We start from the raw sequence: 26,144 nt of genomic DNA on the forward strand, positions 1-26,144 counted from the left end.
GGGTATCGCAAGGGCAAGCTGGGACTACCGTGAAGACGTGCCGATTCCGTTAACCCTCGGTGTGCCGCACCGACCAGATCCGAACGCGCTCGTCGCCGGACTGCTGCAGCCGTTCTGCGCCGATGCCCCGGCCGTGCAGGCCGCTCCACGCGCCGCCGAGTACGGCCCGCCCGTCGTGCTGGCCTCGACCCTGCTGACGCTGCCGCCCACCGCGAACCTCGGGCGCATCGTCGTGCGACTCGACATCGACCCGGACGAGCTCCGCGCCTCGAGCGCAGGCAACTACGAGACCGTCAGATTCGAGGTTGACGCAGTCTCCGAGCATCTTGCCGACGCGCTCGGGTTGCGACTGCCCTCGCCCCTCGTCGTCTTCCCGGTGTTCGACGCGATCGACGTGGCCGAGACCGCGGAAACCATCGTTGCCGCTCATCGGACCCCCGGCATCGGTGTCGGCGACACAGCGAGGCGTATCGCCGACGTGCTCGCCGTCGTCTCGCATGCCGATGTCGGTCTCGTTGCCCGCGCCGACACCGGAGACGACGTGATCGCGATCCTCGCCGCGACGGTGGCGTCGCTGCGTGGAGACGACATCGCGTCGGCTCTGGCCGCGCCGAATGTCGACGCTCTGCGCAAGCTCATACCCGAGGCCGCCGAGGCCGTGCGGGAGGTACTGCTGGGGGTCGAGATCGCCGACGCCGTCGCCGCCCACGCCCGGCTGGTCGACGTCGGTTTGATCGCTTCGGGGACGTCGACAACGTAACCTCGAGACGTGCCTCGCATCGCTTACTTCGGCCCATCGGGAACGTTCACGGAGATGGCGCTGGCGCAGTTCGAAACGCTCGGCGCATTCGACGGGGTCGGCCTGAGCGGGGACGTCCAGAGGGTGTCGGCCGCGAGCCCGCCCGCGGCGCTCGAGGCCGTTCGATCCGGTGCCGCCGACGCCGCAGTGGTTCCCATCGAAAGTTCCATCGAGGGGGCCGTGCCGCCGACGCTCGACGCATTGTCCGAAGGACGGCGATTGCAGATCGTCGCCGAGACGGAGATCGAGGTCGCCTTCACCATCGTCGGCGGACCCGGTGTCACTCTCGACTCGGCCCGCACGATCAGCGCGTACCCGATCGCCCTCAGCCAGGTCCGGCAGTGGTTGCAGGCCACGATGCCCGACGCCGTCGTGCAGTCTGCGACCTCGAATGCCGGTGCAGCAGAAGATGTTGCCGCCGGCGTGGTCGACGCCGCCGTCTCGACACGGTTGGCCGGGGAGCGATTGTCTCTGCCGACGCTGGCCGACGGCATCATCGACGTCGAGGGTGCGCGCACCCGCTTCGTGCTGGTGACTCCGCCGCAGCCGGTGCCCGCCCGCACCGGTGCCGACCGCACCTCGGTGGTGCTGAAGCCGCCGAACGACCCGGGTACGCTGCCGGCAGCGTTGGCGGAGTTCGGAATTCGCAACATCGATCTGACGTTCATCGAATCACGGCCTACCCGTTCGCAATTGGGCACTTACATGTTCTTCGTCGATTGCGCCGGGCATGTGGACGATCCCCTCGTCGCCGAGGCGCTGACCGCGTTCCATCGGAAGATGCCGCTACGTTTCCTCGGATCATGGCCCACGGCAACGACATCGGGAGGTTCGGTGCCGCAACCGATCGACGAGCACGTGCAGTGGTTGTCCGAAATCCGTTCCGGTCGGGGTGATCTGTGATGGGCAAGCTCATTCTCGTCCGGCACGGGCAGACCGTCTCCAACGTCGCGAAGAAGCTGGACACAGCGCCGCCGGGAGCCGAACTCACCGAGCTCGGGCACCGGCAAGCCGAGGCGTACGCGCAGACACGGCTGGGTAATCCTCCCGCCGTGTTGGTCTCGTCGATTGCTCTGCGCGCCAAGCAAACTGCGGGCTACGTCGAGCGCGGCACCGGAGTGCCCCTCGTCGTGACCGACGGTATCCAGGAGACGTCCGCCGGAGAGCTGGAAGATCGAGACGATCCCGAGGCGCACCGACTGTTCACCGAAATCTTCTACCGGTGGCATACCGGAGATCTGGATGCAGCCGCGCCGGGTGGCGAGAGCGGGCGCGCAGTGTTGGCGCGCTACGTCCCGGTGCTCGACGAACTGCGTGGACAGTACCTGGGTGACGATACCGCCGGAGACGTCGTCGTCGTGAGCCACGGGGCCGCAATTCGACTGGTCGCGGCGGCCCTCACCGGTGTCGACGGCACCTTCGCCGCCGACAACCATCTCGACAACACCCAGACAATCGAGCTGTTGCCGGTACCCGACGGTGGCTGGGCATGCGCCAAGTGGGGCACGTTCCTGCCGCCCTTCGAGGGCAAGGGCAGCGACAAGGCAGACAACCCGATCAGCTGATCGCTGGATTGCCGATCGCTGGGTTCGTGGTCGCTGGGTTGGTGGTCGCTGGGTCCTTGGCCGACGAGATCAGCTCTGTCAGAGCCGCTGTCACCCGGTGATCCGGCGCGCCGGTCAACGAGCTCCACGAACGGCCGTCCGCGGCGACAGCGGAGGTGGCGACGATCCGTCCGGCGCGGGTATCGAACAGGGCCACCGGACGCCCGGCCCCGCGCCGAGTCCCATGCCTGCGGGTCACGGCCGTGATCTCGGTCCTGCCCGCGCACGTGGCCATCGCCGCGGCCAGAGTGAGGGCCCGGTCGTCGGCGATTCCGATGCTGCGCAGACGGGAAGCGGTGCCGCCCACGTCGGACGGTGCCGCGTCCAGTGCCCCGGCCAGCAGGTCGGTGGGCGCGTTGATGCTGCCGGGATCGAACGGCGGTGCCGATCCCAGCGACGAGACGAGATCGCGAGCCGGATCCCCGGCGATGACGCGCAGGGTGACGATGTTCTCTCGCCGTACCGCCGACACCGCGATGGTGTCGTCGGATGCGATGCAGATCCGAGTCACGGGAACGGTGTCGCCCTCGAATTGTCGCGCCGAGACGTACCAGCGGGGTTGTTCCAGGACCCGCAGCCAGTGGCGAACGTCCTCGTGGACCGCGGTGCCGTCCCACAGTCCTGCCGCCGCGAGGGCCTGACGGCCGCGGTCGACAGCACGGTCGCGGGCTGTCGCGTCGTCGAAGCGCGGGAAGACGTCGAGCACAACGGGTAGTTCGGCAATCGACAGCTCGTCGACCAGGAAATCCATCTCGTCGACACCGAGTGCGGCACTCGGCAGTGTGTGGCCCACCGGCACGGTTCCCAAGTCGATCACCGGCCGTTCTCACTGATGTTGTCGAGGGCTCGGTTGTGGAGGGCTGGGTCTGCTCCGATGACCGACGGTGCCACCGTGCGGCCGTCGGCGAAGTGCTCGAACTGTTTCAGGTATTCCGGGGTGTCGTGTTCGTCGTCGTCCTGCGCCCGTGTGCCCGATGCGGGCGCAGCACCGGCACCGGTTCCGCGCTGAGCGAGACCACCCTCGGCTGCGGTCGGTGCGCCGACCGTGGAAGGAGGACTGCTCTGTACTGCACCCGTGAGTGCCGATCCACCGCCGAGGGGACTCGACGCCGAACCGGGCACTCCCAGTCCGCCGCCGATGCTGCCGATGCTTCCGCCCAGTCCGCCGTATGCCACCGGACGGGTGGCTGCCGGCCCGACGGCGTGAGGTCCCGAACCACCGGGTGCGAAGGAGTGGCCGATGCCGGATCCGGGTCCACTCGGCGGGGGCGTCGAGACCAGGTTGGATGCCGCGGTGGCCACCGTGGACACGCCCGTTCCGGCGATCGAGGTGGCGGCACTGCCGAGCTGCCCGGCTGCGGCTGCGATGCCAGGGTTCTGCGTCGCGGCCATCAGACTGCCGACCGCAGCCTGAACGGGAGACGTCATCAGCGCACCGTTGGCGAATTTGCCGAGACCACTGCCGGACTCGGACACGATGGCGGGCGCATGATCGAACGTCGTCTTCGCGATCAGGTGCGAGGAGACCAGCTCGAATCCCTCCATGACCATGGCTGCGCGGATGTCGAGCAATCGGTCTGCGACCTCGGCCGCCTCGTAACTTCCGTTGAGCGCACCGCCGGTCGACGCAGCCGTGACCTTGGCAGCTTGCACCGCACCGATCTCCACGAGCGACGGCATGGTGGCCAGTGCGACGCCGTACGAGGTCCCCGCGGCGGGGGCTTCGATCGACAGTGCCGCCGCCTTCAGTGCGGTGGCTCCGGTCCACGTGGCGAACCGGGCGAGGGCGGCCTGCGCGAGGAGAGCCGACTCACCCTCCCAGCCCGCGGTCAGGGCTGTCGTGATGGCGGCGATGCTCACCGAGGCCTCGGTGAAGGCCGCGGCCACCGAACCCCAGGCCCCGCCTGCGACATGTAGAGGCACCGGTCCGGGCCCCAGCAGTCGCGTCGAATTTCCTGTCGCAGTTCGTGGTAGCCACACCACACCTGTCACACCGAGCGTCATTGTTCAGCCCCCATGATGTTCGAGCCCCCGTGTCGTTTTCGAAACCGCTGCCGGTCGATGTGTGCGTCAGATGCCGGCGAGCCCCGGCAGGCCCCCGGCGGTGTCGTCGTCGGTGGCCAGGTAGTCCGCGGCCTGCTTGCGCAGTTCCTCGGCGGCTCGGTGCAGCTCCGAAATGCCCTGTGCGGCAGCGGGACCGAAGGTATCGGCCGCGGTGGCGAAGAAGCGATCGGTCAAGAGCGACACCTCGTCGGTGCCCGGCGGTAACGGCCGAACAGGAAGTGCCGTCGCAGTGACGGCGGCCTGCAAGCGGGCAGCGACCGCATCGAGTTCCGAGGCAGCGAGCTGCAGAGCCACCGGATCGACTTTGATGACGGTCATGAGCACGCTCCCTGCGATCGACGAACTGGGCTGTCGGTAGGTAGGACGCCGCCGTGCCCGGATCGGTTCCATCGATGCCGGAAAGAATTCAGAGAGACTTCTGTGCCACCGAATCCATCGTCCACAGCGAGCCTCGGCGATGGATCGAGGTGCGCGTCAACGGTGCGACGTCGACCCGCCAGAACGAGCTGACCGGTGCCGCCAGCACCAGCACGACCGCGGCCCTGATCACTGCGGGTGCGGTCACGGCCAGCGTGCGGCCCGGCGTCGAACCGGCCTCGTCGAGCCACGCCTCGACGCGAGCGAACAACGCGTCCAGGGATTCACCGCCCGGCGGTGTGAATGCCGGGTCGCCGAGCCAGGCCATCGCGTCGGCGTTGGGCAGATCGGTCATCTCGAGTCCGGACCACCGGCCGTACGCGACATCGGCCAACGCGGGTTCGATGGCGACGTCGCTGCCGAAGATCTCGGCAGTGGATCGGGACCGCAGCTCCGGGCCGGACATCACTCGGTCGGCACGCGGAAAATCGGTCACCTCGGCCAGTGCGCGCACACCCGCCTCGTCGAGTGGCTCGTCGGCAGGGAAGCGGCCCGAGCGCATCGCATCGGTTCTGGCGTGGCTCACCAACGTCAGGCGGGTCGCAGGCGCAGTCACCGCGTCATTGTGGCATCGGACGATGTTCTTCGAGGACAGTGATTGACACGGAGTCGAACGCGGTGCCACAGTGCGCAGGTAAGACGCGATGTACGCAGGTAATCCGGTGAAAATCCGGAACGGTTGCGCCACTGTGATCGACGTCGGGCAGATGTCCGAATTCGAGAGCCAGAAAACTCGTACATCGCATGGCCGTCCCTTCATCTCCGAAGGGACTACGGGACGCACAATCCCAGGAGGACACCCCCATGGCAATACTTCATGCACCCAGCAACACGACGGAATCGGCGGCCCTCGCCGTCATCGTCGCCGCGACGATACTGCTTGCATTCGTTGTGCTCTACCTCGTCGGATTCGACCAGGGCGCGATCTCGCGTAGTGGCATGTACATGCACGAACTGATGCACGACGGCCGCCACCTGCTGGGCCTGCCATGCCACTGACCGGGACATTCGTTCAGTTGCTGGTGCGAGGTCTGCTCGCCGGTCTCGTCGCGGGACTGCTCGCCGGCGGAGTTGCCTTCGTCATCGGTGAGCCGCACGTCGATTCGGCCATCTCCATCGAAGAAGCGGCAGGCGAGGCACACCACGCCGACTCCGATGCGACTGCTGCGCATTCGCACGGCGACGAGGACGCCCTCGTCAGTCGCGACGGGCAACGCGTCGGACTCTTCCTCGCCACTGGACTCGCCGGGCTCGCACTCGGCGCGATCTTCGCGTCGGTACTGCACTATGCCCGACGGTTCAGCTCGCTCCCGGGCTCGATCCTCGCGCTCCTCGGAGCCGGGGCCGGATGGCTGGCAATCGAAGCGGTGCCGTTCTTCAAGTATCCGGCAAACCCACCGGCCGTCGGGGACCCGGAGACGATCACCCAGCGCACCTGGCTGTGGTTGGCGTCGGTGATTCTCGGTCTGCTGGCCGTGGGCGTCGCGATCTATGTGGCGAAGGCGGTGGCGTCGCAGTCGTCGGTGGCGGTTCGCGTCGGTGCTCCGACGGTGGCGTTCCTCGTGATCGTCGGTGTGGGCTACGCACTTCTGCCGGGCGTGAACGAAGTGGGTTCGGACTTCCCGGCGACCCTGCTGTGGGAATTCCGACTCTCGTCACTGGCCACGCAGGCAACCCTGTGGCTGGCCCTGGGACTGGGATTCGCGTTCCTGACCGACCGCGCGGTGCGACCTGTTCGCCGAGAGGCTGTCTCGGCTTAACCCTGTTTTGCCCGCCCCCCCAGGTTGGGATCAATGCGCCTTTGTTGCAGTCTGACCGACTGAAACCCACATTGATCCCAACCGGGGGTGGCATTACGGGGGTGGGGGTGGCGATCGGGGGCGAGCGCGATCAGCCGAATCCCAGTTGATGCAGGCGTTCGTCGTCGATGCCGAAGTGATGGCCGATTTCGTGCGCGACGGTGATGGCGATTTCGCGTCGAGCCTCGTGTTCGTCGTCGACCATGTCGAGGATCGGTTTGCGGTAGATCGTGATGACGTCGGGCAAGTGGCCGCTGTATTCGTAGCGTTCGGTCAACGCAATTCCCTCGTACAACCCGAGGATGTCCTCGGTGGGGTGTTCCTCCTCGACGAGGACGACGACGTTGTTCATGAAGTCGGTGAGTTCTCGCGGCAGTGTGTCGAGAGCGTCGGACACCGCTTCCTCGAAGTCGACGCGGGTCATATGGGTGGGGATGTCAGCCTCCGGTGGTGATCGGAGCGGCACCGGGCAGCGGAGTCGGGAGGGCGCGGCCGTCGGGGGCTGCGGGCGGCGGCACTGGTGCGGCACCGTTGATGAGGATGTCGCCCTTCGCGCTGCCAACGATGGTTGCGAATCCACCGGAGTCGAGTTCCTTGCCCACCGAGCAGGTCACCTGACGGCTACCGGCGAGCCAGCTCGAGACGTCGATCGTGTCCCAGAACAACGTCAACGTCTTGTCCCGCAGCGCGTTCTCCGAGCCGAGGTATCCGTTGACGGCGTCGGTGCAGGTCTTCTCCAGGTACGCGTCCTGGTCGCCTTCCGACGGGTGCCCGCCGGGGAACTGCTGCGTGAGGTTGATCACCGACGCCACTTCGAACGCGTGGGGAGTCGAGCATTCCACCGGGTCGGCAGGCACGTTCTGGTTGATTCCGATGCACGTGCCCGTCGGCCACACCTTGGACTGGTCCTCGTCGAGGATCGAGCCGGTCATCTCGAGCAGCGCACCGGTGTTCGACGGCATCTGCACACCGCACCGCAGCGTGCGCTCGCCCTTGGCCCATCCGGCCTGGCTGGGGAACATCAGGCCGACGCCGTAGCGGCCGTTCGGGTCGAACTTGGCACCGACGTAGCCGTCGACGGCGGCGGTGCAGTGCTCGTCACGCAGTTCACCGAAGCGCAGCGCTCCCGGGTACGGCGCGCCGGGGCCGAATTCGATACCGGGGTAGACGCTCATGTCGATGTCGCGGGCCACCTCGAAGCGGTGGGCGTCGGCGCACGGCACTTCGCTGAGGTCCTGACGATCGGTCTCGGGATCGTCGGTGGGCGTCCACTGCAGGCACACGCCCGGGTCGGCGGCACCGAAGGACTTCGCGGACACCGGACCTGCGGTGGCGGGGCCACTGGCCGTCGAATGCGTGGTGATCTTCTCGGGAGTCGAGAATCCGCCGGACAGGAACACTGTTGCCCCCGCGGCCAGGACTGCACCGACGGCCACCATGGCGAGGCCGCGTCGAGCAGTGGTGGCCGAGAGAGTTCTCCGACTCTCGCTCGTCGTGGGGTCTGGTTCTGTAGCGGACATCGCCCTCCATCATGCCCGAGTATGTTCGGTCGACATGAGCGACCCAACGGGTGACGACGACCTCAGTGAGCTGGCCGGTCGACTGTTCGCAATGGCACGTACCGGTGACGCCGTCGGTCTGGCGAGTTACGTCGACGCCGGAGTTCCGGTGAATCTGCACAACGAGTCGGGGGACACCCTGCTCATGTTGGCCGCCTATCACGGCCACGCCGATGCGGTACGGGTGCTGGTCGAACGCGGTGCCGATGTGAACAAGGCCAACGACAAGGGCCAGAGCCCACTCGCGGGCGCTGTGTTCAAAGGCGAGGACGAGGTGGTGCGGCTGCTCATCGACGGCGGAGCCGACCCACACGGCGGCCACCCCTCGGCGATCGACGCAGCCACGATGTTCGGACGCGAGGACTACCTGGGCTTGCTCGGCAAGTAAGGTTTGCTCTCGTGATCGACCTGAAATTGCTTCGCGAGAACCCCGACGCAGTGCGCGCCTCGCAGCGCACCCGAGGCGAGGACCCCGCTCTCGTCGACGCTCTTCTGGACGCCGACGCCTCCCGCCGCGCCGCTGTGTTGGCCGGGGATCAGTTGCGTGCCGAGCAGAAGGCGCTGGGCAAGAAGGTCGGCAAGGCTTCGGCCGAGGACCGTCCCGCGCTGCTGGCCGGGGCATCGGAACTGGCCGCGAAGGTCAAGGCGGCCCAGGCAGCCGAGGCCGAGGCCGACGCAGCTCTCGACACGGCTCACCGGGCGATCTCCAACATCGTCGAGGAGGGAACGCCCGCGGGCGGCGAGGACGACTTCGTGCTGCTCGAGACCGTCGGCGACGTCCCCGAGTTCGACTTCGAGCCCAAGGATCACCTGGAACTCGGCGAGTCGCTGAACCTGATCGACATGGAACGCGGAGCCAAGGTGTCGGGCTCACGCTTCTACTTCATGACCGGCTACGGCGCGTTGCTGCAGCAGGGGCTGCTTCAGCTCGCCGCGCAGAAGGCCGTCAAGAACGGGTTCACCATGATGATCCCGCCGGTTCTCGTGCGGCCGGAGATCATGTCGGGAACCGGCTTCCTCGGAGCACACGCAGACGAGATCTACCGCCTCGAAGCCGACGACCTCTACCTCGTCGGAACCTCCGAAGTTGCTCTCGCCGGCTACCACTCGGGCGAGATCATCGACCTCGCCGACGGCCCCAAGCGCTACGCCGGTTGGTCGTCGTGCTTCCGTCGTGAAGCGGGCAGCTACGGCAAGGACACCCGCGGCATCATCCGCGTCCATCAGTTCGACAAGATCGAGATGTTCTCGTACATCAAGCCCGAGGACGCGGCGGCCGAGCACCGGAAGCTGCTGCAGTACGAGAAGGAAATGCTCGCCGCAGTCGAATTGCCCTACCGCGTCATCGACACCGCAGGCGGAGACCTCGGGTCCTCGGCCGCTCGCAAGTTCGACTGCGAAGCATGGGTCCCCACGCAGAAGGCATACCGCGAGCTCACCTCGACCTCGAACTGCACGACCTTCCAGGCCCGACGCCTCGGCGTGCGCTACCGCGACGAGAACGGCAAGCCTCAGACCGCCGCCACCCTGAACGGCACCCTCGCCACCACGCGGTGGATCGTGGCGATCCTCGAAAACCACCAGCAGGCCGACGGCACCGTCCGGGTTCCGGAAGCCCTCGTGCCCTTCGTCGGGACCGATGTCCTGAAGTAGTTCAGGATCAGGCGATGTCGCCGATGCAGTAGCCCTCGCCGCCGATCGCCAGCAGGAACGTGCGGTTCTGGTACACCCCCGAGGCGTCGATGATGTCTGCATTGACCTGCGTGTAGACGCCGTTCTGAGCCGTCACGAACACGCTGTCGGGATCGAACGAGGTGATGCTCGGCAGAATTGCCGGGTTCTCGGCCAGAGGTGGGGCAGTGGGAGACCCGGTGCCGTTCGGATCCCACGTGCCGCGGCTGTCGCACACCAGCGGGTAGCTCTCTTCGACGTCGCCCCGATTGACGGGGATACCGGCGATGCGTCCCAGATAGCGGTCGACGGTATAGACCGCGTCCGTCGCGTCGAACACCGGCGTCGTGCCGGTGGGATAGACGGTCGGGCAGGCGTAACCCGACGCGATCTCGCTGCGTTTGATGGCGACCGTTGCCGTGGGTCCGGTCCACGTCACCGCGTACTGACCGTCGACCGCGGGAGCCGCCACCGCCGCGAGGATGGCGCCGGTGTCGAAGTACATCGTCGGAATGTCGGTCGGCGGCACAGTCCAGCACCTCGCGGTGACGACACCTATTCCGCCGCCGGTGAGATCGTTGACGAACGGCCGTAGTGCCGCGGCGGCCGCAGGATTTCCGGGGGCTTCGCCGACGGGCGGACCCGGTGGGATGGGCGGCGGTGCCGGGGTGGTGGTGGGCTCTGGGGTGCTCGACCCGGCGGCATTCGCGGACTCGGCGGTGGACCCTGCACTGCTGCTGGACGGGGCTGCGGCCTGCTCGGATGGGATCCCGACCGCGGAATCGCAGGCACCGACCAGCGCAATCATCGCTATCAGCGGCAGCGCGGTTCGGCAGACTCGGCTGCGCCGCGGTGAAGCCGCTCTGTTCTTCACGTGAATTCTCTCCCCCGTAGCTTCTCGAACTGCGCACGACCCGACCGCGCTCCTGGCCGGACCTTTCTCCGACCCCGTCCACCGACTACGCTAACCGACTGTGGAACCCGTCTACCGATCAGTCATCGGCATCGCTCGCACAGTGTTCGCGTTCGAGGGCCTGAAGTTCGAGGTCGAGGGCGAGGACCACATCCCTGCTACCGGTGGAGCGGTCATCGCCGTCAACCACACCGGATACATGGATTTCACCTACGCCGGGTTGCCGCCGCGGCGAGTGAAGCGCTACATCCGCTTCATGGCCAAGAAGGAAGTCTTCGACAACAAGATCTCCGGCCCCATCATGCGCGCACTCAAGCACATCCCCGTCGACCGCGGTGCCGGTGCGCAGTCGTACAAGGCGGCCGTCGACAGTCTGCGCAAGGGCGAACTCGTCGGCGTGTATCCCGAAGCCACCATCAGCCGGAGCTTCGAGATCAAGGAATTCAAGTCCGGCGCAGCGCGTATGGCCATCGAGGCCGGCGTCCCCATCATCCCAACGGTCATCTGGGGTGCGCAGCGAGTGTGGACCAAGGGCTACCCGAAGCGACTGGGCCGCACCAACACTCCGATCTCCATTGCCGTCGGTGAACCGATTGCGCCGGTCGGGCCGCCGAACGAACTGACCGACAAGCTGCGGTCGGTCATGCAGAAGATGCTGCTCGAGCTTCAGGAGGGCTACCACCACGAGCCCGGCGCGTACTGGGTTCCGGCCCGACTCGGTGGCAGTGCCCCGACCCTGGAGGAAGCCGACAAGCTCGACGCCCAGGATCTGGCGGCGCGCGCAGCCAAGCGCGTCGAGTAGTCGGCGGGCATGAACCTCCGCGGTGAACGGGTCGTGTTGCGGCCGATCACCGCCGAGGACGTGCCGGAGCTACGCCGAATACTGCACACCCCCGAGGTGCATGCGCGCTGGGGTGACGAGGACGCCGACGAGACCTGGCCGTTCGACAACCCTGAAGAGACCCGCCTGGTTGTCGAATTGGACTCCGCGACAGTCGGTTTGATCCAGTACGGCGAAGAGACCGACCCGATGTACCGGCACGCGTCGATCGACATCTTCCTCGATCCGGCTGTACACGGCCGCGGCGTCGGACAGGACGCGGTAGGCACACTGGTGCGCTACCTGACAGTCGATCTCGGTCATCACCGCCTGGTGATCGATCCGGCCGCCGACAACGCGGCAGCGATAGCCTGTTACAGCGCAGTCGGTTACGAGCCGGTCGGGATCATGCGCAAGTACGAGAAGGGACCGGACGGCTGGCACGACAGCCTGCTGATGGACTTGATCGTCGAATAGCCGACATGTTCGGGGTTTCAGTGCTTCAGGTGTTCACGCGTTCAGGGGGAGAGTCAACCGGAATCGCGCGCCCGAAGGCCCTGCGAGGCAGACGAGTTCGCCGCCGTGGGCGCGCGCCAGTGTTCGAGCGATCGACAGCCCCAGCCCGACGCCACCGGATGCTCGGTCACGGGCGGAGTTCAGCCTGACGAGTCGTTCGAAGATGCGCTCACGGTCTGCCTCTGCGACACCGGGTCCTTCGTCGTCCACGGTGACGAATGCGTGGGTGTCCCGGCCGACCGCTACCCGAATCGTGCCGTCGGACGGGGTGAAACGACCGGCATTGTCCAGCACGTTCGACAGGATTTGTTCGATGCGTCCGACATCGATATGAACCATAATCGGTTGCGCGGCAGCGACATCGAACCGAATATCCGGCATGACCAGAGCTGCTCGCTCCACGGTGCGGCGGGTGATGTCGGCAAGGTCGGTATCGGTTGCGTCGAGATCCGACGTGTTCTCCGCACGGACGGAATCGAGCATGTCGCCCACCAAGCGTGACGCCCTGCTCGATTCCCCGACCAGCAGCTCGCTCCAGCGCGCGACTCGATCGGGGCGATGCTCGGCGTCGCGCTGCAGCGACTGCGCCAACGCCGAGATCCCGGCGACGGGAGTGCGCAGCTCGTGTGCGGCGTCGGCCAGAAAGCGCCGCATGTCCTCCTCGGCGAGGCGGGCTGTGCGCGCCGCTGCGGCCTCGCGGCGCTCGGCGTCCTCGAGGGCGTCGAGCATCTCGTCCACGGCCGAGGCGGTGCGGCCGAGGTCGGTGTTCGGTTTGGTGGGAAGCAGCCGTCTGCCCCTGTCGCCGTTGGTTATTCGGCGCGCGACCGATGTCATCGAGTCCAGCGGGGACAGTGCTCGCCGTACGGCAAAGGTGAGTGCTGCGGCGGCCAGTAGCAGCGTCACAGCACCCGCTCCCAGCATGAGGATGCGTAGTTGTCGCCGAACATCGGCGATGGCGGTGGTATCGCCGAGGAGAGACAGCGTCGAACCGTCGGGCAACGGTTCGGTGATCTCGAACGAATCGGACGGGGGCGCAGGAGGATCCGGCGGACCAGGGGGACTCGGAGTTCGCGACTGGCCCGCAGGCGGAGCCGGGGTGGCAGGCCGGATGTCCGGGCCAGGCGGTCCGCTGCCGGGAGCGCCGTACACCGTGCCGTCCGCAGCGGTGACACGAACTCGGATGGCGTCGCCCTGCAGGGCCTGGACCAGATCCCCGGGCCCGACGCCGCTCTCCACGAGCTCGACAGCCCGAGTTGCCCGGTCCGACAACCGCGCCTCCAGATCACGCCGAAGCTGTTGACCCAGAACGACATCCACCGACGAGCCGACAATCACCAGCAGTGCCGCGAACAATACGACGACGGTGGCGACCACCCGCATCCGAAGCGACGGAGTCGGCGTCCGCTTCACTGCGGAGCCCGCAATGCATAACCCAAGCCGCGGACGGTATGGATCAACCGCGGCCCATGCGCTTCCATCTTGCGACGCAACGCACTGATGTGAACTTCCACCAGGTTACCGTCGTACGCGCCGTAGCCCCAGACCGATTCCAGGATAGAGGTTTTGGAGACAGTACGTCCGCGTTGTGCGACGAGGAACGTGGCCAAGCGGAGCTCCGTTGCCGTCAGATCGAGAATCTGACCTGCCCGAGTGACCACTCCGGCGGGCTCGTCGACCAGTAGATCACCGACCTGGACCGCGTCGGACGAACGACCGCGACGCCGCAGCACGGATTTTGCGCGGGCGACCACCTCGTCGAGTTGGAAGGGCTTGACCACGTAGTCGTCAGCGCCGTCGCCTAGGCCCCGCAACCGGTCGGCCAGCTGATCTTTCGCGGTGACCATGATGATGCCCGCGTCGCTGCTCTGCCGGACGACGTCGATGAGATCGAACCCGTCCCGTGCACCGGGCAGCATGACGTCGAGGATCACCACATCGGGACGAAAGCCTGCCATCGTGGGCTCGAAGTCGTCCCCGTCGGGCAGGGACACGGCGGTGAACCCCGCGTCCTCGAACGCGGCCACCAGCGCTTCCCTGATGGGTAACGAATCCTCCACCACCATCACCCGGGGAGCGGAACTATAAGTCATGCCTCGATTGTCACCCACCAGCTGAAGTGATCCTGAAGATGCGCTCGGCTTCAGGGTGACTTCAGCTAACGGCGGCAGTGTCGGTGACAGACCGAAACGAACGACGCAGTCCGAACAAGGAGTGAACGTGAACGATCAGACCCAACCGATTCCCGCCGCATCGAACCCCGAGCCCACCCCGAGCGCCCAGGCAACTCGGGAGAGCAAGCCCAAGCGGTGGAAGGGACGGGTACCGCTGGCCGCGACCGCAGCAGCGGGACTTGCCATCGGAGCCCTGGTGACCGCGGCTGTGTTCGCAGCCGCCGGACCCGACGTCTCGCCAGGCGTGTCGACCGTGGCGTCGTCGTCTGCCCTCGGACAGCGAACCGACGGTGGTGGCGGTGTGGATGCATCGGAGGTGCCTGCGGCTCCTGCGGCACCCGATTCCGGTGACGGATCGACGGTTCCCGCAGTTCCGACCCCACCGGGTGATGGCGCAACACCACCGGCACCGGATAACGGCGCAACTCCGCCTGCCCCGCCCGCGGGTGGTCCGGGCAAGGACGGACCGGCCGATGGTGGTCCGGGTAAGGGTGGGCCGGGCGCAGGTGGCCCGGGAGCGGTGTGCGCACCAGAAGACGGAGCGACGCCGCCCGCGCCGCCGGCACCGGCCGATGGCACAACTCCGCCCGCGCCGCCGGCACCCGCTGATGGTGCGACGCCTCCCGTACCGCCGGCAGCGCCGTCCGGTTCCTGAACGCAAGCTAGGTCGGTCCCCGCACCGGATCGGTGCGGGGACCGGTGTGGGTGGACGCGCGACTTCCGAACGCGCCCAGGGTTTTATCTCCCGCGGTACGCGGACGCCAGCGCGGCGTACTCGTCGAGGATTTTCAACGATTCGTCGTGCGGCGCGGTGGGCAGCATGAGCGCAAGCTGCCCGAATCCCAACTCTTCGCAGGCGTGCCAGTACTCGGGATCCGCGGGGGTGCCGAACTGTAGCAACGGAACGTCGTGCCCGAGTCCTTCGCGCATCGCATCGATGCGCGCGGACATGACATCGACGGGCTGTGGGTTGGCTATCCACCCGGCGTCGTGCCGGATGACGCGCTTCACCGTCGCATCGGAGGCACCGCCGATGAATATCGGGGGGTGCGGTGTCTGCACCGGCTTGGGACGGAGGTAGGAGGGTTCGATATCGACGTGCTTGCCGTGATACTCGGCCGGCTCGTTCGTCCACAGGGCTTTGATTGCTTCGATCTGCTCGTCCAACAGTGCACCCCGTGTCTTCGGGTCGGTGCCGTGGTTGCGGATCTCCTCGAGGAGCCAACCCGCTCCCACGCCGAATACGAACCGGCCCCGTGAGATCAGGTCGATACTGGCGGATTCTTTTGCAGTGGTGATGGGATCACGCTGAATGAGCAAGGTGATACCGGTGACCAGCTCGATCTTCGATGTCACCGCTGCGGCCGCTGCCAGAGTGACGAAGGGGTCGAGCGTCCGATAGTAGAAGTCGGGCATCTCTTCGCCGGTGGGAAACGCCGTCTCCCTACTGGCTGGGATGTGAGTGTGCTCGGCAACAACCAGCGAGTCGAATCCACGCTCCTCGATGGCGCGAGCCAGCGACACCGGGTCGATCCCGTCGTCGGTGACGAAGGTGGAGATTCCGATTTTCAAGGCTGTTCCTAACGTCGGGTGTCGCCCGTGCACGGGGCGTGAAGTGGGATCACAGCCGGGGGCACTCCAGGATGAAGACGGGGAGTTGCCGGTCTGTCTGGGACTGGAATTCGGCGTACTGAGCGAAGGACTCGACGGCTAGCGTCCACCATTTCTCGCGCTCGGCCCCGTCGAGCTCGCGGGCCTGGAGGGTGAGAACCTTCGTCCCGTCTTGCACCGTGACGGTGGGGTTTGCCTTGATGTTGTAGTACCACGACGGGTTCGTGGCACCGGCACCGTTGGAACCGACCATGGCGTACTTGCCGTCGGCTTCGACGCGCATCAAGGGCACGTACCGCTTCTTGCCGGACTTCGCCCCGGTGATCGTGAACAGCACGACAGGCAGACCCTGATACTCGGCCCCCTCGGTGGTGCCCTGCTCGAGAATCTGCTCGGTCAGCTCGCGGACCCAGGACTTGGGGCTCAGCTCGGTTTCGGTGGCGGTCTCGTTGTTAAGCACGTGGGCGCCAACAATCGCCATGGCCGGAAATTCCTGACACGTCTCGCTCACCGAAACTTTGCCCCTCTCCTGGTAATTCCACCCCCTTCCACACCGGGGATCGTGGCATCGATGCGTGGGCAACGCGTGGTTGGCCGCGGGCGCAGATTATTGCCGAAGACATTTTGGGGTAAATCCGTGTCGGACGTGCATCCGATGCGCGATCGGGCAGGCTGGGGTCTTCGCTTCGATAGCAGGGGCGACACCGGTATCGAAGCTGCGCTCCGGGAAGGCCGTGAGAATCGAGAAAAAGAACGGTAGACGGACAGTGATCACTGCCCGGGATTTCCGCGCAGGCTGTCGTCGCGCTGAATCGGGTCATCGATCGCGGTTGGACAGGTACACCGCGAAAATAGCCGTCGAGCCGAAAATTGCTCAGTCGGCGGGACGGGCTTGATCAGCCTCTAGAGCAACGGTTTCCAACTCGGATCGGTACTCTGCCCACCATGCTGCGTCGCCGTCGGCCATGTTCTCGTTGCCGAGGCGCAGTCCGACGGAGTTGTCGATCAATTCGCGCAGTATGTCTGCGTGTCCGGCATGTCGATTCGTTTCGATGCACAGATGCACCAGTACGCGATGCAACGTCACTTCTTGTTTGTCCGCAGGCCAGTGCAGGACGCGTCCCGCTGCATCCAGGTCGAGTGAATCGATGGTCTTGTCGGCATACGTCCACGCCTCGCGGTACAGGGCGACAATGGATTCCGACGATTCTTCGGCGGTGGCCCACATGTCGGAATTCAGCCGGGCCATGCCCTCTGCTTCCAATTCCGCGAAACGAGCTGGAAACTCACGACCGAACGTGAGGCCGAAGTAGCCGTATTCGACGATGGCGAGGTGTTTGACCAACCCCAAGAGGTTGGTTCCCGTCGGCGTCATCGGTCGTCGCTTCTGGTATTCGGTGAGGCCGTCGAGCTTCCACAGCATGTTCTGGCGAGCGATCCGAAGGTATTGGTGCAGCTCGTCTTTCATGTCGCTCAGCTCGTCGATGCGTGCCACACGAGGGCTGCGGCCAGTGCGCCGAGTCCGTTCAACGACCAGTGCAGGGCGATGGGTGCGATGAGACTCCCGCTTCGACTGCGCAGCCAGGTGAAGACGACCCCGGCTGCTGCGGTCGCGACGACTGCGAGCGCGATCCCGACGATTTGCCCGAACAGCCCGCCGCCGAGAAATCCGCTGAGTCCCACGTTCCCGGCGGTCAGGCCGAGCGAGGACGCGATGTGCCACAGACCGAACAGTAGGGATCCCGCCGCGAAGACTCCGCGGGCACCGTAGATGCGGCCCAACGTGCCGTGCAGCACCCCACGGAACGCAAGTTCTTCCGGGATGACCGTCTGCAGCGGAATGACGATCATCGAGGCGACCAGCGCCGCAGAGATGGTGGCATAGCGATCGGCCATGAAGAAGGGCCGCGTCATCGGTAGCAATGCACCGATGGCGATGACCGTCAGGACGATGCCGACGGCACCGAGTGCGTAGAGCGAACCCGTCTTCCACTGCTTGGGTGACAGTCCCAGCTCGGCCCATCCGAGTCCGCGACGGTTCGACAGGATCACCAGGAGAACGGCGGCGATCGGAACCGTCGCGATACTCGCCCACACCGTGGTGAAGTGTGCGATGAGGTTGGTGCCCACGAGGACGAGAACGACGATGGCGACGTCGAGATAGGCGCGGACGGCCCGTCGGGGTGCCACGCTCCCGGCTGGATTGACGGCAAGCATTGGATCGAGTGTACCGGCGTCAGCTGATGACACCCGGAGAATCGAGGCTTCTGTCGAGGCCCTTACGGTCGTAGAGAAGGGTGAACACCAGGCCGAACACGAGCCCGATGAGCAGCCCGAGGGACGTCATACCCACCGAATGCAGCAGGCCGGCGTCGGGCGAGGCGTTGAAGTACAGGATCGATCGGGTGCCGAGGAAAATCTGATGCATCGGCTCGAACTGGGCCAGCCACGTGAAAATCGGCGGGCTTGCCTCGAGAGGAATCGTGCCACCCGAGGACGGCAGGGCCAGGATGATGAAGACGACCAAGTTGACCAGCAACCCTGCTGTGCCGAATGCGGACATCACCGCCAGCGCAGTGAATCCGACGGCGGTGATCGCGAACGCGCCGTACATCCACAGGGTCCACGCATGGGTGATGGGCATACCCAGTAGATGGCTGATCAGTAGGTACAGGGCAGATACGAGCATGGCCAGAACGAACATCACCAGCCACTTGACCAACAGCGTCTGGAACCGGCTGATCCGGGTGGGTCCGCGGTGGATGTACTTCGGGCCGATTTCGGTTGGAGTGAACCCCAACAAGCCGTCGACGAGGGTGCTGACGATGGTCGCACCGGTGAATCCCGCCAGGACGAGCAGTAGCGCGTAGTAGAACGCAGACAGGCCACCGCCGGTACCGTCGGGCAGTGGATCGTGCTGGGCAACAATCACATTGATCGGCTGCGCCAACGTCAGAGCGCTCGCGCCCGCCAGGGGAGTGTCGCCGAGCTGCTGGCGAACCTGATCGGTGATCTGTTGGCCCACGGTCTGATTCACCGATTCGAATGCAGGAGTGGCCACTCCGGTCACGAGCGACATTCCGAAGCTACCCGCCCGCGGATTGGTGTAGACGGTGATGATCGGCTTCTCGATATCACCGGGAACGATGCTGCCCTCGGCCAGGATTCCCATTCTCTTGGTGAAATCACTGGGGATGACGATGGAGCCGTAGACCTCGGCCGTGGACAGCAACGATTCGGCCTGCGCCGGGCCTACCTCGCGGAAAGCGACCTTCTCGGAGTCGACGTTCTGAATCAATCCGTCGACGATGTCGTTGCCGATATTGCGTTGCTCACCCGCAAGGGTGTCGCCCTCGTCCTGGTTGACGATCGCAATGGGCAGATCGTGCAAGTTACCCCGTGGATCGAGAACGCCGCCCAGATACAGGGCCGCGAGAAACGACATGAGGGTCGAGACGACAAGGATCGGAGCGAGCCAGAAGCGCGGCGAACGAAGGACGTCGGCCATCGACCGAGGGGTTCTGTCGGAGGTCACCGGATCAGTGTCGCAAGTTCGGCTGCTACGTGCGCGGTAGTTCTACCTGTGGACCGTCGGCCGTCCGGAATGGGCGTTACGCCCACCCATGTGAGTGGAACTTCGTAGCAGGCTACGAAGTTCCACGCACATGCGGCGCAGCCGCTCCTAGGCGGTTGCGCGACGCGGCAGCTTCCAGTCCGGGCGAACCCAGTGGCAGGTGTAGCCCTCGGGGTACTTCTGCAGGTAGTCCTGGTGCTCGGGCTCGGCTTCCCAGAAATCTCCTGCCGGGGTCACCTCGGTGACGACCTTGCCCGGCCACAGGCCCGACGCGTCGACATCGGCGATCGTGTCCTCGGCCACGCGCTTCTGCTCGTCGTTCAGGTAAAAGATGGCCGAGCGGTAGCTGGCTCCGATGTCGTTGCCCTGACGATTCTTCGTGCTGGGATCGTGAATCTGGAAGAAGAACTCCAGCAGATCCCGGTACGACGTCTGGGTGGGGTCATAGATCACTTCGAGGCCCTCGGCATGGTTGCCGTGGTTGCGGTACGTCGCGTTGGGGATTTCGCCGCCGGTGTAGCCGACGCGAGTGGAGACCACCCCGGGCAGCTTGCGGACGAGCTCCTCGGCTCCCCAGAAGCATCCTCCGGCGAGAATGGCGGTTTCGGTGGCTGCAGACATGTGCTCTCCTAGTTCTCTATCGAGCGATACGTGGGGTTCAACGAACGAGTTGTCCTCATAATTCCGAATCGTGGGTGCGTTCGCCGACCTCCAGGACGAGTTTGCCGGTATTGGCACCGTCGAACAACAGATTCAGCGTCGATCCGAACGCCGTGATTCCGCCGATCTCGATCTGCTCGCGCGCGGTCATCTTGCCGCTGGTGAGCAGCTCCGACAGAGCGTCGACGCCTTCCTGGTAGCGATCGAGATAGTCGAAGATGATGAACCCGGTCATCGACGCACGGTTGATCAGCAGGGACAGGTAGTGCGCGGGTCCGGGCTGCGGTTCGGTGGCGTTGTAGCCGGAGATGGCCCCGCACAACACCACTCGCGCACCCTTACGCAGGCGCGAGAGCGCCGCATCGAGAATCTCGCCGCCGACGTTGTCGAAGTAGACGTCGATGCCCTTCGGTGCAGCAGCCTTCAGAGCCTTGTACACCGACTCGTTCTTGTAGTCGATCGCCGCGTCGAAGCCCAGCTCCTCGGTGAGCCAGGCGCATTTCTCGGGTCCGCCGGCAATTCCGATCACGGTGGCTCCCTTGGCTTTCGCGATCTGACCCGCGATGCTGCCGACGGCACCAGCCGCCCCGGAGATGACGACGGTATCGCCCTCGGCCAGCTTGCCGACGTCCATCAACCCGAAGTAGGCCGTCAATCCCGGGAAGCCGAGGGCACCGAGCCAGGTGGGTGCCGGTGCGATCGATTCGTCGACCTTCTGCACTCCCGACCCGTCCGAGATCGCATGCTCGGTGACGCCGAACGAGCCCGAAACGACTTCGCCGACAGCGTAATCCGGATGCCGGGACTCGAGGACGCGGCCGACGGCATGAGCACGCATCACCTCACCGATGCCGACGGGAGGCACGTACGAGCGCGCATCGTTGAGCCAACCGCGCATGGCGGGATCGAGGGAGACGTAGTCGACGGTGACGACGAATTCCCCGTCGCCCGGGGTGGGGATGGGTTCCTCGGTGAGATCCCACGTCGACTCGTCGGGACGCCCCACGGGCCGCTGAGCCAAGCGGATCTGACGGTTCACGGATGTCATCTACCGTTCCTTCCACATCGAAGACGTGCATGTCGAAAACAGGGTCCTTCGACACTAGGGCAGAATGACGTCACGATGACCAACGCGCCGAACACCACCCGCCTCGCCCCTCGCCTCGTCGCCAGCGATGTCGACGGGACCCTGCTCGACCAGCACGAACGTGTCAGTGAACGCACCAAGCGAGCTGTCGCAGCCGTCGTAGCGGACGGAGTGCCGTTCGTGCTGTCCACCGGCAGGCCGCCGCGGTGGATCCACCCCGTCGTCGACGGTCTCGGATACGCGCCGATGTCGGTGTGCGCCAACGGTGCGGTCATCTACGACGCGGCCACCGATCGCGTGCTCAGTGCGGAGACCCTCGATGTCGAGACGTTGCAGTGGCTGGCCGACGTCGCGTACCGCGCGCTACCCGGCTGCGGTCTCGCCGCCGAGCGCGTCGGTCGATCGGCGCACGACGCGGCCACGCCGCAGTTCGTCAGCTCGCCCGGCTACGAGCACGCGTGGCTCAATCCCGACAACGTCGAGATGTCCGAGGACGACGTCGTCGACGTCCCCGCGGTGAAGCTGCTGATACGGCTGTCGGGATCGACCAGCGGCCACATGGCGAACATTCTCTCGCCGCTGATCTCCGGCCGCGCCGACCTGACCTTCTCCACCGACAACGGGCTCATCGAACTGTCGGCGCCGGGCGTCACGAAGGCGTCGGGCCTGGCGAAGGTCGCCGAGACGCTGTCCGTGGACGTCGCCGACATCGTCGCCTTCGGGGACATGCCCAACGACGTCCCGATGCTGTCGATGGTCGGCCTCGGCGTCGCCATGGGCAACGCGCATCCGGCCGCCGTCGCCGCCGCGGACGAAGTGACCGTCACCAACGCAGACGACGGAGTGGCGCAGGTACTCGAACGCTGGTGGTGATTCGCTGGTAGAGCGGCGCATCGAACACGACAAGGGCCGAGTCACCACGGTGACTCGGCCCTTGTCGTCTGTCGAAACTCAACCCGCCGGAGCGGGCTCGGCAACAGGTGCCGGCTCCACCGGCGCGGCGACCGGCTTCTGCATTTCTGCGTTGTAGGTGTCGTTGTACGTCTTGATCACCGTGGTCACGATGCCGGTGAGCTCGTTGAAGATGAGCGAACCGTTCTCGAAGTCCGTTCGGAAGCCCTCCGGCACCTTGAACTCGTCGGTGAGCGGCAGACCGAGGACGCCGTCGACGCCACCCTGCTGCAGGTACTGCTGGAAGATCTTGCCGATGACGGCCACGGCCTGGCCGGCCATGTTGGTGATGATCTCGCCGTTCTGGAACTGAGCCTTCTCGCGGCCTCCGCTGACCTGAACCAGGCCGCTGACCGGTACGCCGAGAGCGCCGGTTTCGCCGCCCGAGGACAACCACTTCTGCGCGACGGGGCTCGTCGACGCCAGGCGCTGCAATTCTGCGACCAGGGCCGGGATGTTCTCGCCCAGAGTCGAACTGACGTCCGTGCCCGGGCGTGACGGTGCCGGGTCGGTCACCGCGGTATCCGGTGCGGTGGCATCGGGCGCGGTCTCGGGTGCTGCCGGTGTGACGTCGCCGCCACCGCCGAGGTTCGCGGCCGCGATGTCGCGGATCTCCCCGAGCCTGGCGTATCCGGCGTCACCGGGGCATTCGGTGTTGCCGACGTCGCGGTGACCGAAGATCACCGGCAGGTCGACGGTCTTGCCTTTGCCGATGAACGTGAAATCCGTTCCCTCGGAGGTCATCGTCGTGGTCCCCTTGGGATCCAGACCTGCCTTGCCGAGTCGCCAGCCGAGGAACTTGCCGACCGAATCGACGGTCTCCTGCGACGGATCCTGAGTGGAGTAGTCGCCCATCATGGCCACTCCGACGGTGTTCTCGTTGAATCCACCGGCGTGCGCACCCTGGACCGGCTTGTCCAAGCCGCCGGCGCGACCCTCGAAGATCTGGCCGTACTTGTCGACGAGTGCGTTGTAGCCGATGTCGCACCAGCCCAGAGTCTGGGCGTGGTACGCGTAGATGGCGCGGACGATCTCGGCCGATTCGGACTTCGAGTAGTCGTTGCTGCCTGCGGTGTGGTGCACGGTGGCACCGCCGATGAAATCGTCGATTGTCGGGTTGGCACAACGGATCGACTCGTCGGCACCCCACTGGGCGCGGGTGATGACGTTGGGACCTGCATCGCCTGCCACCGGAGTAGCGAGGTCGCTCAACGCCGAATCGGCGGGGGACGTGCCGGGGGTGATGAGCACGGCGCTGATGTCGCTCACTGCCGACGCCAACTGCTCGGCCGACACCTCAGGAGCGGCTTCGGGCGCAGCGGGCTCTATCGGTGCCGGATCCTGTTGGCGCAGCGGCTTGCTCGACGACGCGGGTGTGTAGCCCAATGGCTGCTCCGCAACGGCGGGAGCAGGTGCAGTGGCATCGGAAGGCAGCGGAACAACCGGGACCTCCGGAACCGGCGGCGTTGCAAAGCTTTCGGGAGCAGCGCTGCTCGTCAGCGGAGTCAACAGCACCTGCACGGCCTTGGTGAGTCCCACGAAGATCGGTTCGGTGCCCTGCTTTTCCGCAGCGGGAACGGCGTCGCTCGCAGTGGTATCCACCGGTGCGGTCTGCAGCCACGGGCCCCAGGATCCGTCCTCGAGCTGACGTCGAACCTGTGCGCTCGCGCCGTTCAGCTGCTCGGAGGTCAACGCCACCATGCTGAACGGGGTGTCCTGCGAGATTTCCTTGACTGCCGCTCCGAGCGGCGGCCCGGTGGGGTCGGCAGCTTCAGGATTGACCGGTGCCGAGGCGTCCACCCTGGGGATCGGGGCCTGCGCGGTTGCGCCACCCGGAGCCGGCGTCGTGAGACCGGGGATGTCGGGGATTTCGATCGGCGGGATCACGATGGAATCCGGCAGCGGCAGGTATTTCAGATCGGAGAGCCGCAGATCGGGCAGCGGCAGGCCGGTGAGCTCCTGCAGCGGAACGACGATGTCCGGTGCTGCGCTCAGCGCGGTCTCGACGATCTTCGTCGGCACGGTGACCGGGGTTGTCTCGTTGGCCGGTCGAACTCCGGTGGTCGTGCTGTCTGTCAGCCCTGCGACCGCAAACGGGGTCGCGACGGCGAGTAGTGCGACAGCACCGAGAACGATCGACGGCTTCGTTCGACGGTTCGGCAAGGCGGTACTCCCTGGTTGGTGGTAGGTACGCGTCGTAGAATCTCCCACTGCTGAACAACAACATTCACATCAGCAACATGAGTCCCATCAGACACAAGGCTAAACCTTAGCTTGACAGTTAGCCACAGCCGGGAAGTTCCAATGGCGCGGCGCGTCGGGGCTTGCATTCCTGGGTCGTTCCGCAGGCTCCACTCCCGCCTTCATGGGTCATTCCGCAGGCTCCACTCCCGCCCCCCTACGCTTTCCACCTGTGACTGTGCACTTCATCGGAGCCGGACCCGGAGCGGCAGACCTGCTCACGTTGCGGGCCGTCGAGTTCCTGCGATCCAGTCCGGTGTGTGTCTACGCCGGTACCTACATCGACGACGCGATCCTCGAACATTGCTCGGCCGGTACTCGCCTGGTGGACACCGCGAAGCTCGACCTCGATGCCATCACCGCCGAACTCGTCGCCGCCGACCAGCGCGGGGACGACGTCGCACGCCTGTGCTCGGGTGATCCGTCCCTCTACTCCGCGATCGCAGAACAGTCGGCTCGACTCGACGCCGCGGGTGTGCCGTGGGACATCACGCCGGGCGTGCCCGCCTACGCGGCCGCTGCGGCCACGTTGGGCGTCGAGCTGACCGTTCCCGAGGTGACGCAATCGGTGGTCCTCACTCGCGCGCAGGCCCGCTCGACGGCGATGCCGGACACCGAGGCGCTGGCCAACTTCGCCGCCACTCGCGCGACGTTGGCACTGCATCTGGCCATCACTCGCACCCGCATCATCGCCGACGAGTTGGCGCAGTTCTACGGCTCGGACTGCCCCGCCGCGGTCGTCTTCCATGCCAGCAAGCCCGACGAGATGGTTCTGCGCGGCACTCTGGCCGACATCGCCGATCAGGTCGAGGCCGCCGGGCTGCGGCAAGCTGCGGTGATCCTCGTCGGTCCTGCTCTGGCTCGTCGCGTCGTCGCCGAATCCCACCTGTACGACGCGTGCCGGGACCGCTCGTGAAAATCCATCTGATCGGCATCGGCGGTGGACATCCGGACCAGGTGACCGTCCAGGCCGTCGAGAAGCTGCGGGCCGTGGACGTGTTCATCGTGGCCGACAAGGGCGCGTCCGTCGGGGATCTGGCAGCAGCCAGGCAGGAGATTCTCGAGCGCCACCACGGTGGCAGCTACCAGGTCATCGAGGTGCCCGACCCGCCACGCGACCGGTCTCCCCGGCAGTACGAGACCGCCGTCCTCGACTGGCACGACGCCCGCGCCCGGGCGTACGCCGACGTGCTCGACGGTCTCGCCGACGGCACCGTCGTCGGATTTCTCGTCTGGGGAGACCCCGCGCTCTACGACAGCACCATCCGCGTCGTCGAGCGGATCGCCCAACTGCGCGGCGACATCGAGTTCGATGTCACACCCGGCATCTCCAGCGTGTCCATGCTGGCGGCGAGTCATCGACTCGTGCTCAATCGCATCGGGGGCCCGATCGTCATCACCACCGGCAGGAACCTGGCCGGCGACGTCGCAGCCGGGCTGGACAACCTCGTCGTCATGCTCGACGGCAACCTGGCCTGCAGTGCGCTGACCGGCGCAGGGTGGGGCATCCACTGGGGAGCCAACCTGGGTACGACCGACGAGAAGCTCGTGGCCGGGCCGCTCGACGCCGTGCTCGACGACATTCGCCGCGCCCGCGCCGAGGTCAAAGAGGCACACGGCTGGGTGATGGATACCTACCTGCTCCGACGCCTGCCAGGTTGACACCGGACCGGCCGGGCGGTGCCTG

31 protein-coding genes are annotated in these 26,144 nt (G+C 66.0%); 14 read left to right on the plus strand and 17 right to left on the minus strand.

All coding sequences use genetic code 11. From position 1 onward, the window contains the following. The first annotated feature begins 37 nt into the window (after nucleotides 1-37). The 3 genes from CH285_RS26520 to CH285_RS26530 are packed head-to-tail and all read left to right on the plus strand — an operon-like array spanning nucleotide 38 to nucleotide 2,364. On the plus strand, nucleotides 38-760 hold the full coding sequence (locus CH285_RS26520) for a hypothetical protein (protein ID WP_032371708.1): 723 nt from the start codon (nucleotides 38-40) through the stop codon (nucleotides 758-760). A 9-nt stretch (nucleotides 761-769) separates the two neighbouring features. After that, on the plus strand, nucleotides 770-1,702 hold the full coding sequence (gene pheA, locus CH285_RS26525; protein WP_027494845.1) for a prephenate dehydratase: 933 nt from the start codon (nucleotides 770-772) through the stop codon (nucleotides 1,700-1,702). Continuing rightward, the gene (locus tag CH285_RS26530) at nucleotides 1,699-2,364 is read left to right on the plus strand and encodes a histidine phosphatase family protein (protein ID WP_032371707.1); all 666 of its coding nucleotides are present in this window, start codon (nucleotides 1,699-1,701) and stop codon (nucleotides 2,362-2,364) included. Before pheA ends, CH285_RS26530 begins: the two co-directional genes overlap by 4 nt. Here CH285_RS26530 and CH285_RS26535 read toward each other — a convergent pair. The 4 genes from CH285_RS26535 to CH285_RS26550 form a co-directional block, all read right to left on the minus strand. Then, entirely contained in the window at nucleotides 2,357-3,220 is an 864-nt protein-coding gene (locus CH285_RS26535; RefSeq protein ID WP_052068978.1) for an ESX secretion-associated protein EspG, read from the minus strand. The two genes, CH285_RS26530 and CH285_RS26535, sit on opposite strands and share 8 nt — an antisense overlap. Next, nucleotides 3,217-4,407: a PPE domain-containing protein gene (locus CH285_RS26540; RefSeq protein WP_052068977.1), complete on the minus strand. Its 1,191-nt coding sequence runs from the start codon at nucleotides 4,405-4,407 to the stop codon at nucleotides 3,217-3,219. The genes CH285_RS26535 and CH285_RS26540 overlap by 4 nt, the downstream gene beginning before the upstream one ends. Before the next feature lie 66 nt (nucleotides 4,408-4,473). Then, entirely contained in the window at nucleotides 4,474-4,785 is a 312-nt protein-coding gene (locus tag CH285_RS26545; RefSeq protein WP_027494842.1) for a PE family protein, read from the minus strand. Between the two features lie 88 nt (nucleotides 4,786-4,873). Further along, the gene (locus tag CH285_RS26550) at nucleotides 4,874-5,440 is read right to left on the minus strand and encodes a histidine phosphatase family protein (RefSeq protein ID WP_255032252.1); all 567 of its coding nucleotides are present in this window, start codon (nucleotides 5,438-5,440) and stop codon (nucleotides 4,874-4,876) included. 248 nt (nucleotides 5,441-5,688) lie between these two features. Here CH285_RS26550 and CH285_RS26555 point away from each other — a divergent pair, with 248 nt between their 5' ends. Next, on the plus strand, nucleotides 5,689-5,883 hold the full coding sequence (locus CH285_RS26555) for a CbtB domain-containing protein (RefSeq protein ID WP_027494840.1): 195 nt from the start codon (nucleotides 5,689-5,691) through the stop codon (nucleotides 5,881-5,883). After that, entirely contained in the window at nucleotides 5,874-6,644 is a 771-nt protein-coding gene (locus CH285_RS26560) for a CbtA family protein (protein WP_032366733.1), read from the plus strand. The genes CH285_RS26555 and CH285_RS26560 overlap by 10 nt, the downstream gene beginning before the upstream one ends. A 130-nt stretch (nucleotides 6,645-6,774) precedes the next feature. Here CH285_RS26560 and CH285_RS26565 read toward each other — a convergent pair whose 3' ends face one another. Together CH285_RS26565 and CH285_RS26570 are read right to left on the minus strand one after the other, a co-directional pair. Then, nucleotides 6,775-7,107, minus strand: a complete 333-nt coding sequence (locus CH285_RS26565; RefSeq protein WP_027494838.1) for a metallopeptidase family protein — start codon at nucleotides 7,105-7,107, stop codon at nucleotides 6,775-6,777. 13 nt (nucleotides 7,108-7,120) lie between these two features. Further along, nucleotides 7,121-8,203 carry a septum formation family protein gene (locus CH285_RS26570; RefSeq protein ID WP_032371706.1) on the minus strand — a complete coding sequence of 361 codons (1,083 nt, stop codon included), beginning with the start codon at nucleotides 8,201-8,203 and terminating at the stop codon, nucleotides 7,121-7,123. Between the two features lie 34 nt (nucleotides 8,204-8,237). On the opposite strand from CH285_RS26570, the gene CH285_RS26575 reads away from it, so the two are divergent. Together CH285_RS26575 and serS are read left to right on the plus strand one after the other, a co-directional pair. Continuing rightward, on the plus strand, nucleotides 8,238-8,630 hold the full coding sequence (locus CH285_RS26575) for an ankyrin repeat domain-containing protein (RefSeq protein ID WP_032383011.1): 393 nt from the start codon (nucleotides 8,238-8,240) through the stop codon (nucleotides 8,628-8,630). Nucleotides 8,631-8,641: 11 nt separating this feature from the next. Beyond that, nucleotides 8,642-9,895 carry a serine--tRNA ligase gene (serS, locus tag CH285_RS26580; protein WP_032371704.1) on the plus strand — a complete coding sequence of 418 codons (1,254 nt, stop codon included), beginning with the start codon at nucleotides 8,642-8,644 and terminating at the stop codon, nucleotides 9,893-9,895. A gap of 7 nt (nucleotides 9,896-9,902) precedes the next feature. On the opposite strand, the gene CH285_RS27620 is transcribed toward serS, so the two are convergent. Further along, the gene (locus CH285_RS27620; protein ID WP_094693440.1) at nucleotides 9,903-10,418 is read right to left on the minus strand and encodes a hypothetical protein; all 516 of its coding nucleotides are present in this window, start codon (nucleotides 10,416-10,418) and stop codon (nucleotides 9,903-9,905) included. Between CH285_RS27620 and CH285_RS27625 the strand changes: the two genes are divergently transcribed. The 3 genes from CH285_RS27625 (at nucleotide 10,405) to CH285_RS26595 (ending at nucleotide 12,123) form a co-directional block, all read left to right on the plus strand. Further along, a complete protein-coding gene (locus CH285_RS27625; protein WP_141215004.1) occupies nucleotides 10,405-10,791 on the plus strand; it encodes a hypothetical protein in 387 nt (128 codons plus the stop codon). The genes CH285_RS27620 and CH285_RS27625 overlap by 14 nt on opposite strands. A gap of 96 nt (nucleotides 10,792-10,887) precedes the next feature. Next, complete coding sequence (locus CH285_RS26590; RefSeq protein WP_032371702.1) at nucleotides 10,888-11,628, plus strand: lysophospholipid acyltransferase family protein; 741 nt, start codon at nucleotides 10,888-10,890, stop codon at nucleotides 11,626-11,628. A gap of 9 nt (nucleotides 11,629-11,637) precedes the next feature. Beyond that, nucleotides 11,638-12,123 carry a GNAT family N-acetyltransferase gene (locus CH285_RS26595; protein WP_032388109.1) on the plus strand — a complete coding sequence of 162 codons (486 nt, stop codon included), beginning with the start codon at nucleotides 11,638-11,640 and terminating at the stop codon, nucleotides 12,121-12,123. A gap of 33 nt (nucleotides 12,124-12,156) precedes the next feature. On the opposite strand, the gene CH285_RS26600 is transcribed toward CH285_RS26595, so the two are convergent. Then, the gene (locus CH285_RS26600) at nucleotides 12,157-13,572 is read right to left on the minus strand and encodes a sensor histidine kinase (protein ID WP_237606128.1); all 1,416 of its coding nucleotides are present in this window, start codon (nucleotides 13,570-13,572) and stop codon (nucleotides 12,157-12,159) included. Continuing rightward, on the minus strand, nucleotides 13,569-14,252 hold the full coding sequence (locus CH285_RS26605) for a response regulator transcription factor (RefSeq protein ID WP_094643122.1): 684 nt from the start codon (nucleotides 14,250-14,252) through the stop codon (nucleotides 13,569-13,571). The genes CH285_RS26600 and CH285_RS26605 overlap by 4 nt, the downstream gene beginning before the upstream one ends. 127 nt (nucleotides 14,253-14,379) lie before the next feature. Between CH285_RS26605 and CH285_RS26610 the strand changes: the two genes are divergently transcribed. Beyond that, the gene (locus CH285_RS26610; protein ID WP_141215003.1) at nucleotides 14,380-14,988 is read left to right on the plus strand and encodes a hypothetical protein; all 609 of its coding nucleotides are present in this window, start codon (nucleotides 14,380-14,382) and stop codon (nucleotides 14,986-14,988) included. Between the two features lie 83 nt (nucleotides 14,989-15,071). Here CH285_RS26610 and CH285_RS26615 read toward each other — a convergent pair whose 3' ends face one another. The 7 genes from CH285_RS26615 to CH285_RS26645 form a co-directional block, all read right to left on the minus strand. After that, complete coding sequence (locus tag CH285_RS26615) at nucleotides 15,072-15,905, minus strand: LLM class F420-dependent oxidoreductase (RefSeq protein ID WP_027494828.1); 834 nt, start codon at nucleotides 15,903-15,905, stop codon at nucleotides 15,072-15,074. 49 nt (nucleotides 15,906-15,954) lie between these two features. Further along, entirely contained in the window at nucleotides 15,955-16,425 is a 471-nt protein-coding gene (locus tag CH285_RS26620) for a nitroreductase family deazaflavin-dependent oxidoreductase (protein WP_094643120.1), read from the minus strand. A 393-nt stretch (nucleotides 16,426-16,818) separates the two neighbouring features. Then, a complete protein-coding gene (locus tag CH285_RS26625; protein WP_051365305.1) occupies nucleotides 16,819-17,412 on the minus strand; it encodes a DinB family protein in 594 nt (197 codons plus the stop codon). Nucleotides 17,413-17,417: 5 nt separating this feature from the next. Further along, a complete protein-coding gene (locus CH285_RS26630; RefSeq protein WP_027494825.1) occupies nucleotides 17,418-18,161 on the minus strand; it encodes a CPBP family intramembrane glutamic endopeptidase in 744 nt (247 codons plus the stop codon). A gap of 19 nt (nucleotides 18,162-18,180) precedes the next feature. Continuing rightward, the gene (locus CH285_RS26635; RefSeq protein ID WP_371829086.1) at nucleotides 18,181-19,479 is read right to left on the minus strand and encodes a YhgE/Pip domain-containing protein; all 1,299 of its coding nucleotides are present in this window, start codon (nucleotides 19,477-19,479) and stop codon (nucleotides 18,181-18,183) included. 147 nt (nucleotides 19,480-19,626) lie between these two features. Beyond that, complete coding sequence (msrA, locus tag CH285_RS26640; RefSeq protein WP_057473086.1) at nucleotides 19,627-20,139, minus strand: peptide-methionine (S)-S-oxide reductase MsrA; 513 nt, start codon at nucleotides 20,137-20,139, stop codon at nucleotides 19,627-19,629. Between the two features lie 55 nt (nucleotides 20,140-20,194). Beyond that, entirely contained in the window at nucleotides 20,195-21,226 is a 1,032-nt protein-coding gene (locus tag CH285_RS26645) for an NADP-dependent oxidoreductase (RefSeq protein ID WP_032374181.1), read from the minus strand. A 75-nt stretch (nucleotides 21,227-21,301) separates the two neighbouring features. Between CH285_RS26645 and CH285_RS26650 the strand changes: the two genes are divergently transcribed. Then, nucleotides 21,302-22,138, plus strand: coding sequence for a Cof-type HAD-IIB family hydrolase (locus tag CH285_RS26650; RefSeq protein ID WP_027494821.1), 837 nt, complete (start codon nucleotides 21,302-21,304; stop codon nucleotides 22,136-22,138). A 78-nt stretch (nucleotides 22,139-22,216) separates the two neighbouring features. Here CH285_RS26650 and CH285_RS26655 read toward each other — a convergent pair whose 3' ends face one another. Beyond that, nucleotides 22,217-24,379 carry an N-acetylmuramoyl-L-alanine amidase gene (locus CH285_RS26655; RefSeq protein ID WP_094643119.1) on the minus strand — a complete coding sequence of 721 codons (2,163 nt, stop codon included), beginning with the start codon at nucleotides 24,377-24,379 and terminating at the stop codon, nucleotides 22,217-22,219. 250 nt (nucleotides 24,380-24,629) lie between these two features. On the opposite strand from CH285_RS26655, the gene cobM reads away from it, so the two are divergent. Both cobM and cobF read left to right on the plus strand, forming a co-directional pair. Further along, the gene (gene cobM / locus CH285_RS26660) at nucleotides 24,630-25,373 is read left to right on the plus strand and encodes a precorrin-4 C(11)-methyltransferase (RefSeq protein ID WP_057473083.1); all 744 of its coding nucleotides are present in this window, start codon (nucleotides 24,630-24,632) and stop codon (nucleotides 25,371-25,373) included. Beyond that, the gene (gene cobF, locus CH285_RS26665; RefSeq protein WP_176458593.1) at nucleotides 25,370-26,119 is read left to right on the plus strand and encodes a precorrin-6A synthase (deacetylating); all 750 of its coding nucleotides are present in this window, start codon (nucleotides 25,370-25,372) and stop codon (nucleotides 26,117-26,119) included. The genes cobM and cobF overlap by 4 nt, the downstream gene beginning before the upstream one ends. Nucleotides 26,120-26,144 lie beyond the last annotated feature (25 nt).

The sequence above is a fragment of the Rhodococcus sp. 05-2256-B1 genome (genome assembly GCF_002258465.1).
Taxonomy (GTDB): Bacteria; Actinomycetota; Actinomycetes; order Mycobacteriales; family Mycobacteriaceae; genus Rhodococcoides; species Rhodococcoides fascians.

Excerpts from the sequence above, each read along its gene's own strand:
- CH285_RS26545 (WP_027494842.1), bottom strand. The coding sequence starts at position 4,785 with ATGACCGTCATCAAAGTCGATCCGGTGGCTCTGCAGCTCGCTGCCTCG.
- CH285_RS26560 (WP_032366733.1), top strand. The coding sequence starts at position 5,874 with ATGCCACTGACCGGGACATTCGTTCAGTTGCTGGTGCGAGGTCTGCTC.
- CH285_RS26630 (WP_027494825.1), bottom strand. The coding sequence starts at position 18,161 with ATGCTTGCCGTCAATCCAGCCGGGAGCGTGGCACCCCGACGGGCCGTC.
- msrA (WP_057473086.1), bottom strand. The coding sequence starts at position 20,139 with ATGTCTGCAGCCACCGAAACCGCCATTCTCGCCGGAGGATGCTTCTGG.
- CH285_RS26540 (WP_052068977.1), bottom strand. The coding sequence starts at position 4,407 with ATGACGCTCGGTGTGACAGGTGTGGTGTGGCTACCACGAACTGCGACA.
- CH285_RS27620 (WP_094693440.1), bottom strand. The coding sequence starts at position 10,418 with ATGTACTTCGACACCGGCGCCATCCTCGCGGCGGTGGCGGCTCCCGCG.
- CH285_RS26620 (WP_094643120.1), bottom strand. The coding sequence starts at position 16,425 with ATGGCGATTGTTGGCGCCCACGTGCTTAACAACGAGACCGCCACCGAA.
- CH285_RS26625 (WP_051365305.1), bottom strand. The coding sequence starts at position 17,412 with ATGAAAGACGAGCTGCACCAATACCTTCGGATCGCTCGCCAGAACATG.
- CH285_RS26595 (WP_032388109.1), top strand. The coding sequence starts at position 11,638 with ATGAACCTCCGCGGTGAACGGGTCGTGTTGCGGCCGATCACCGCCGAG.
- CH285_RS26650 (WP_027494821.1), top strand. The coding sequence starts at position 21,302 with ATGACCAACGCGCCGAACACCACCCGCCTCGCCCCTCGCCTCGTCGCC.
- CH285_RS26555 (WP_027494840.1), top strand. The coding sequence starts at position 5,689 with ATGGCAATACTTCATGCACCCAGCAACACGACGGAATCGGCGGCCCTC.
- CH285_RS26565 (WP_027494838.1), bottom strand. The coding sequence starts at position 7,107 with ATGACCCGCGTCGACTTCGAGGAAGCGGTGTCCGACGCTCTCGACACA.
- CH285_RS26570 (WP_032371706.1), bottom strand. The coding sequence starts at position 8,203 with ATGTCCGCTACAGAACCAGACCCCACGACGAGCGAGAGTCGGAGAACT.
- CH285_RS26575 (WP_032383011.1), top strand. The coding sequence starts at position 8,238 with ATGAGCGACCCAACGGGTGACGACGACCTCAGTGAGCTGGCCGGTCGA.
- CH285_RS26605 (WP_094643122.1), bottom strand. The coding sequence starts at position 14,252 with ATGACTTATAGTTCCGCTCCCCGGGTGATGGTGGTGGAGGATTCGTTA.
- CH285_RS26645 (WP_032374181.1), bottom strand. The coding sequence starts at position 21,226 with ATGACATCCGTGAACCGTCAGATCCGCTTGGCTCAGCGGCCCGTGGGG.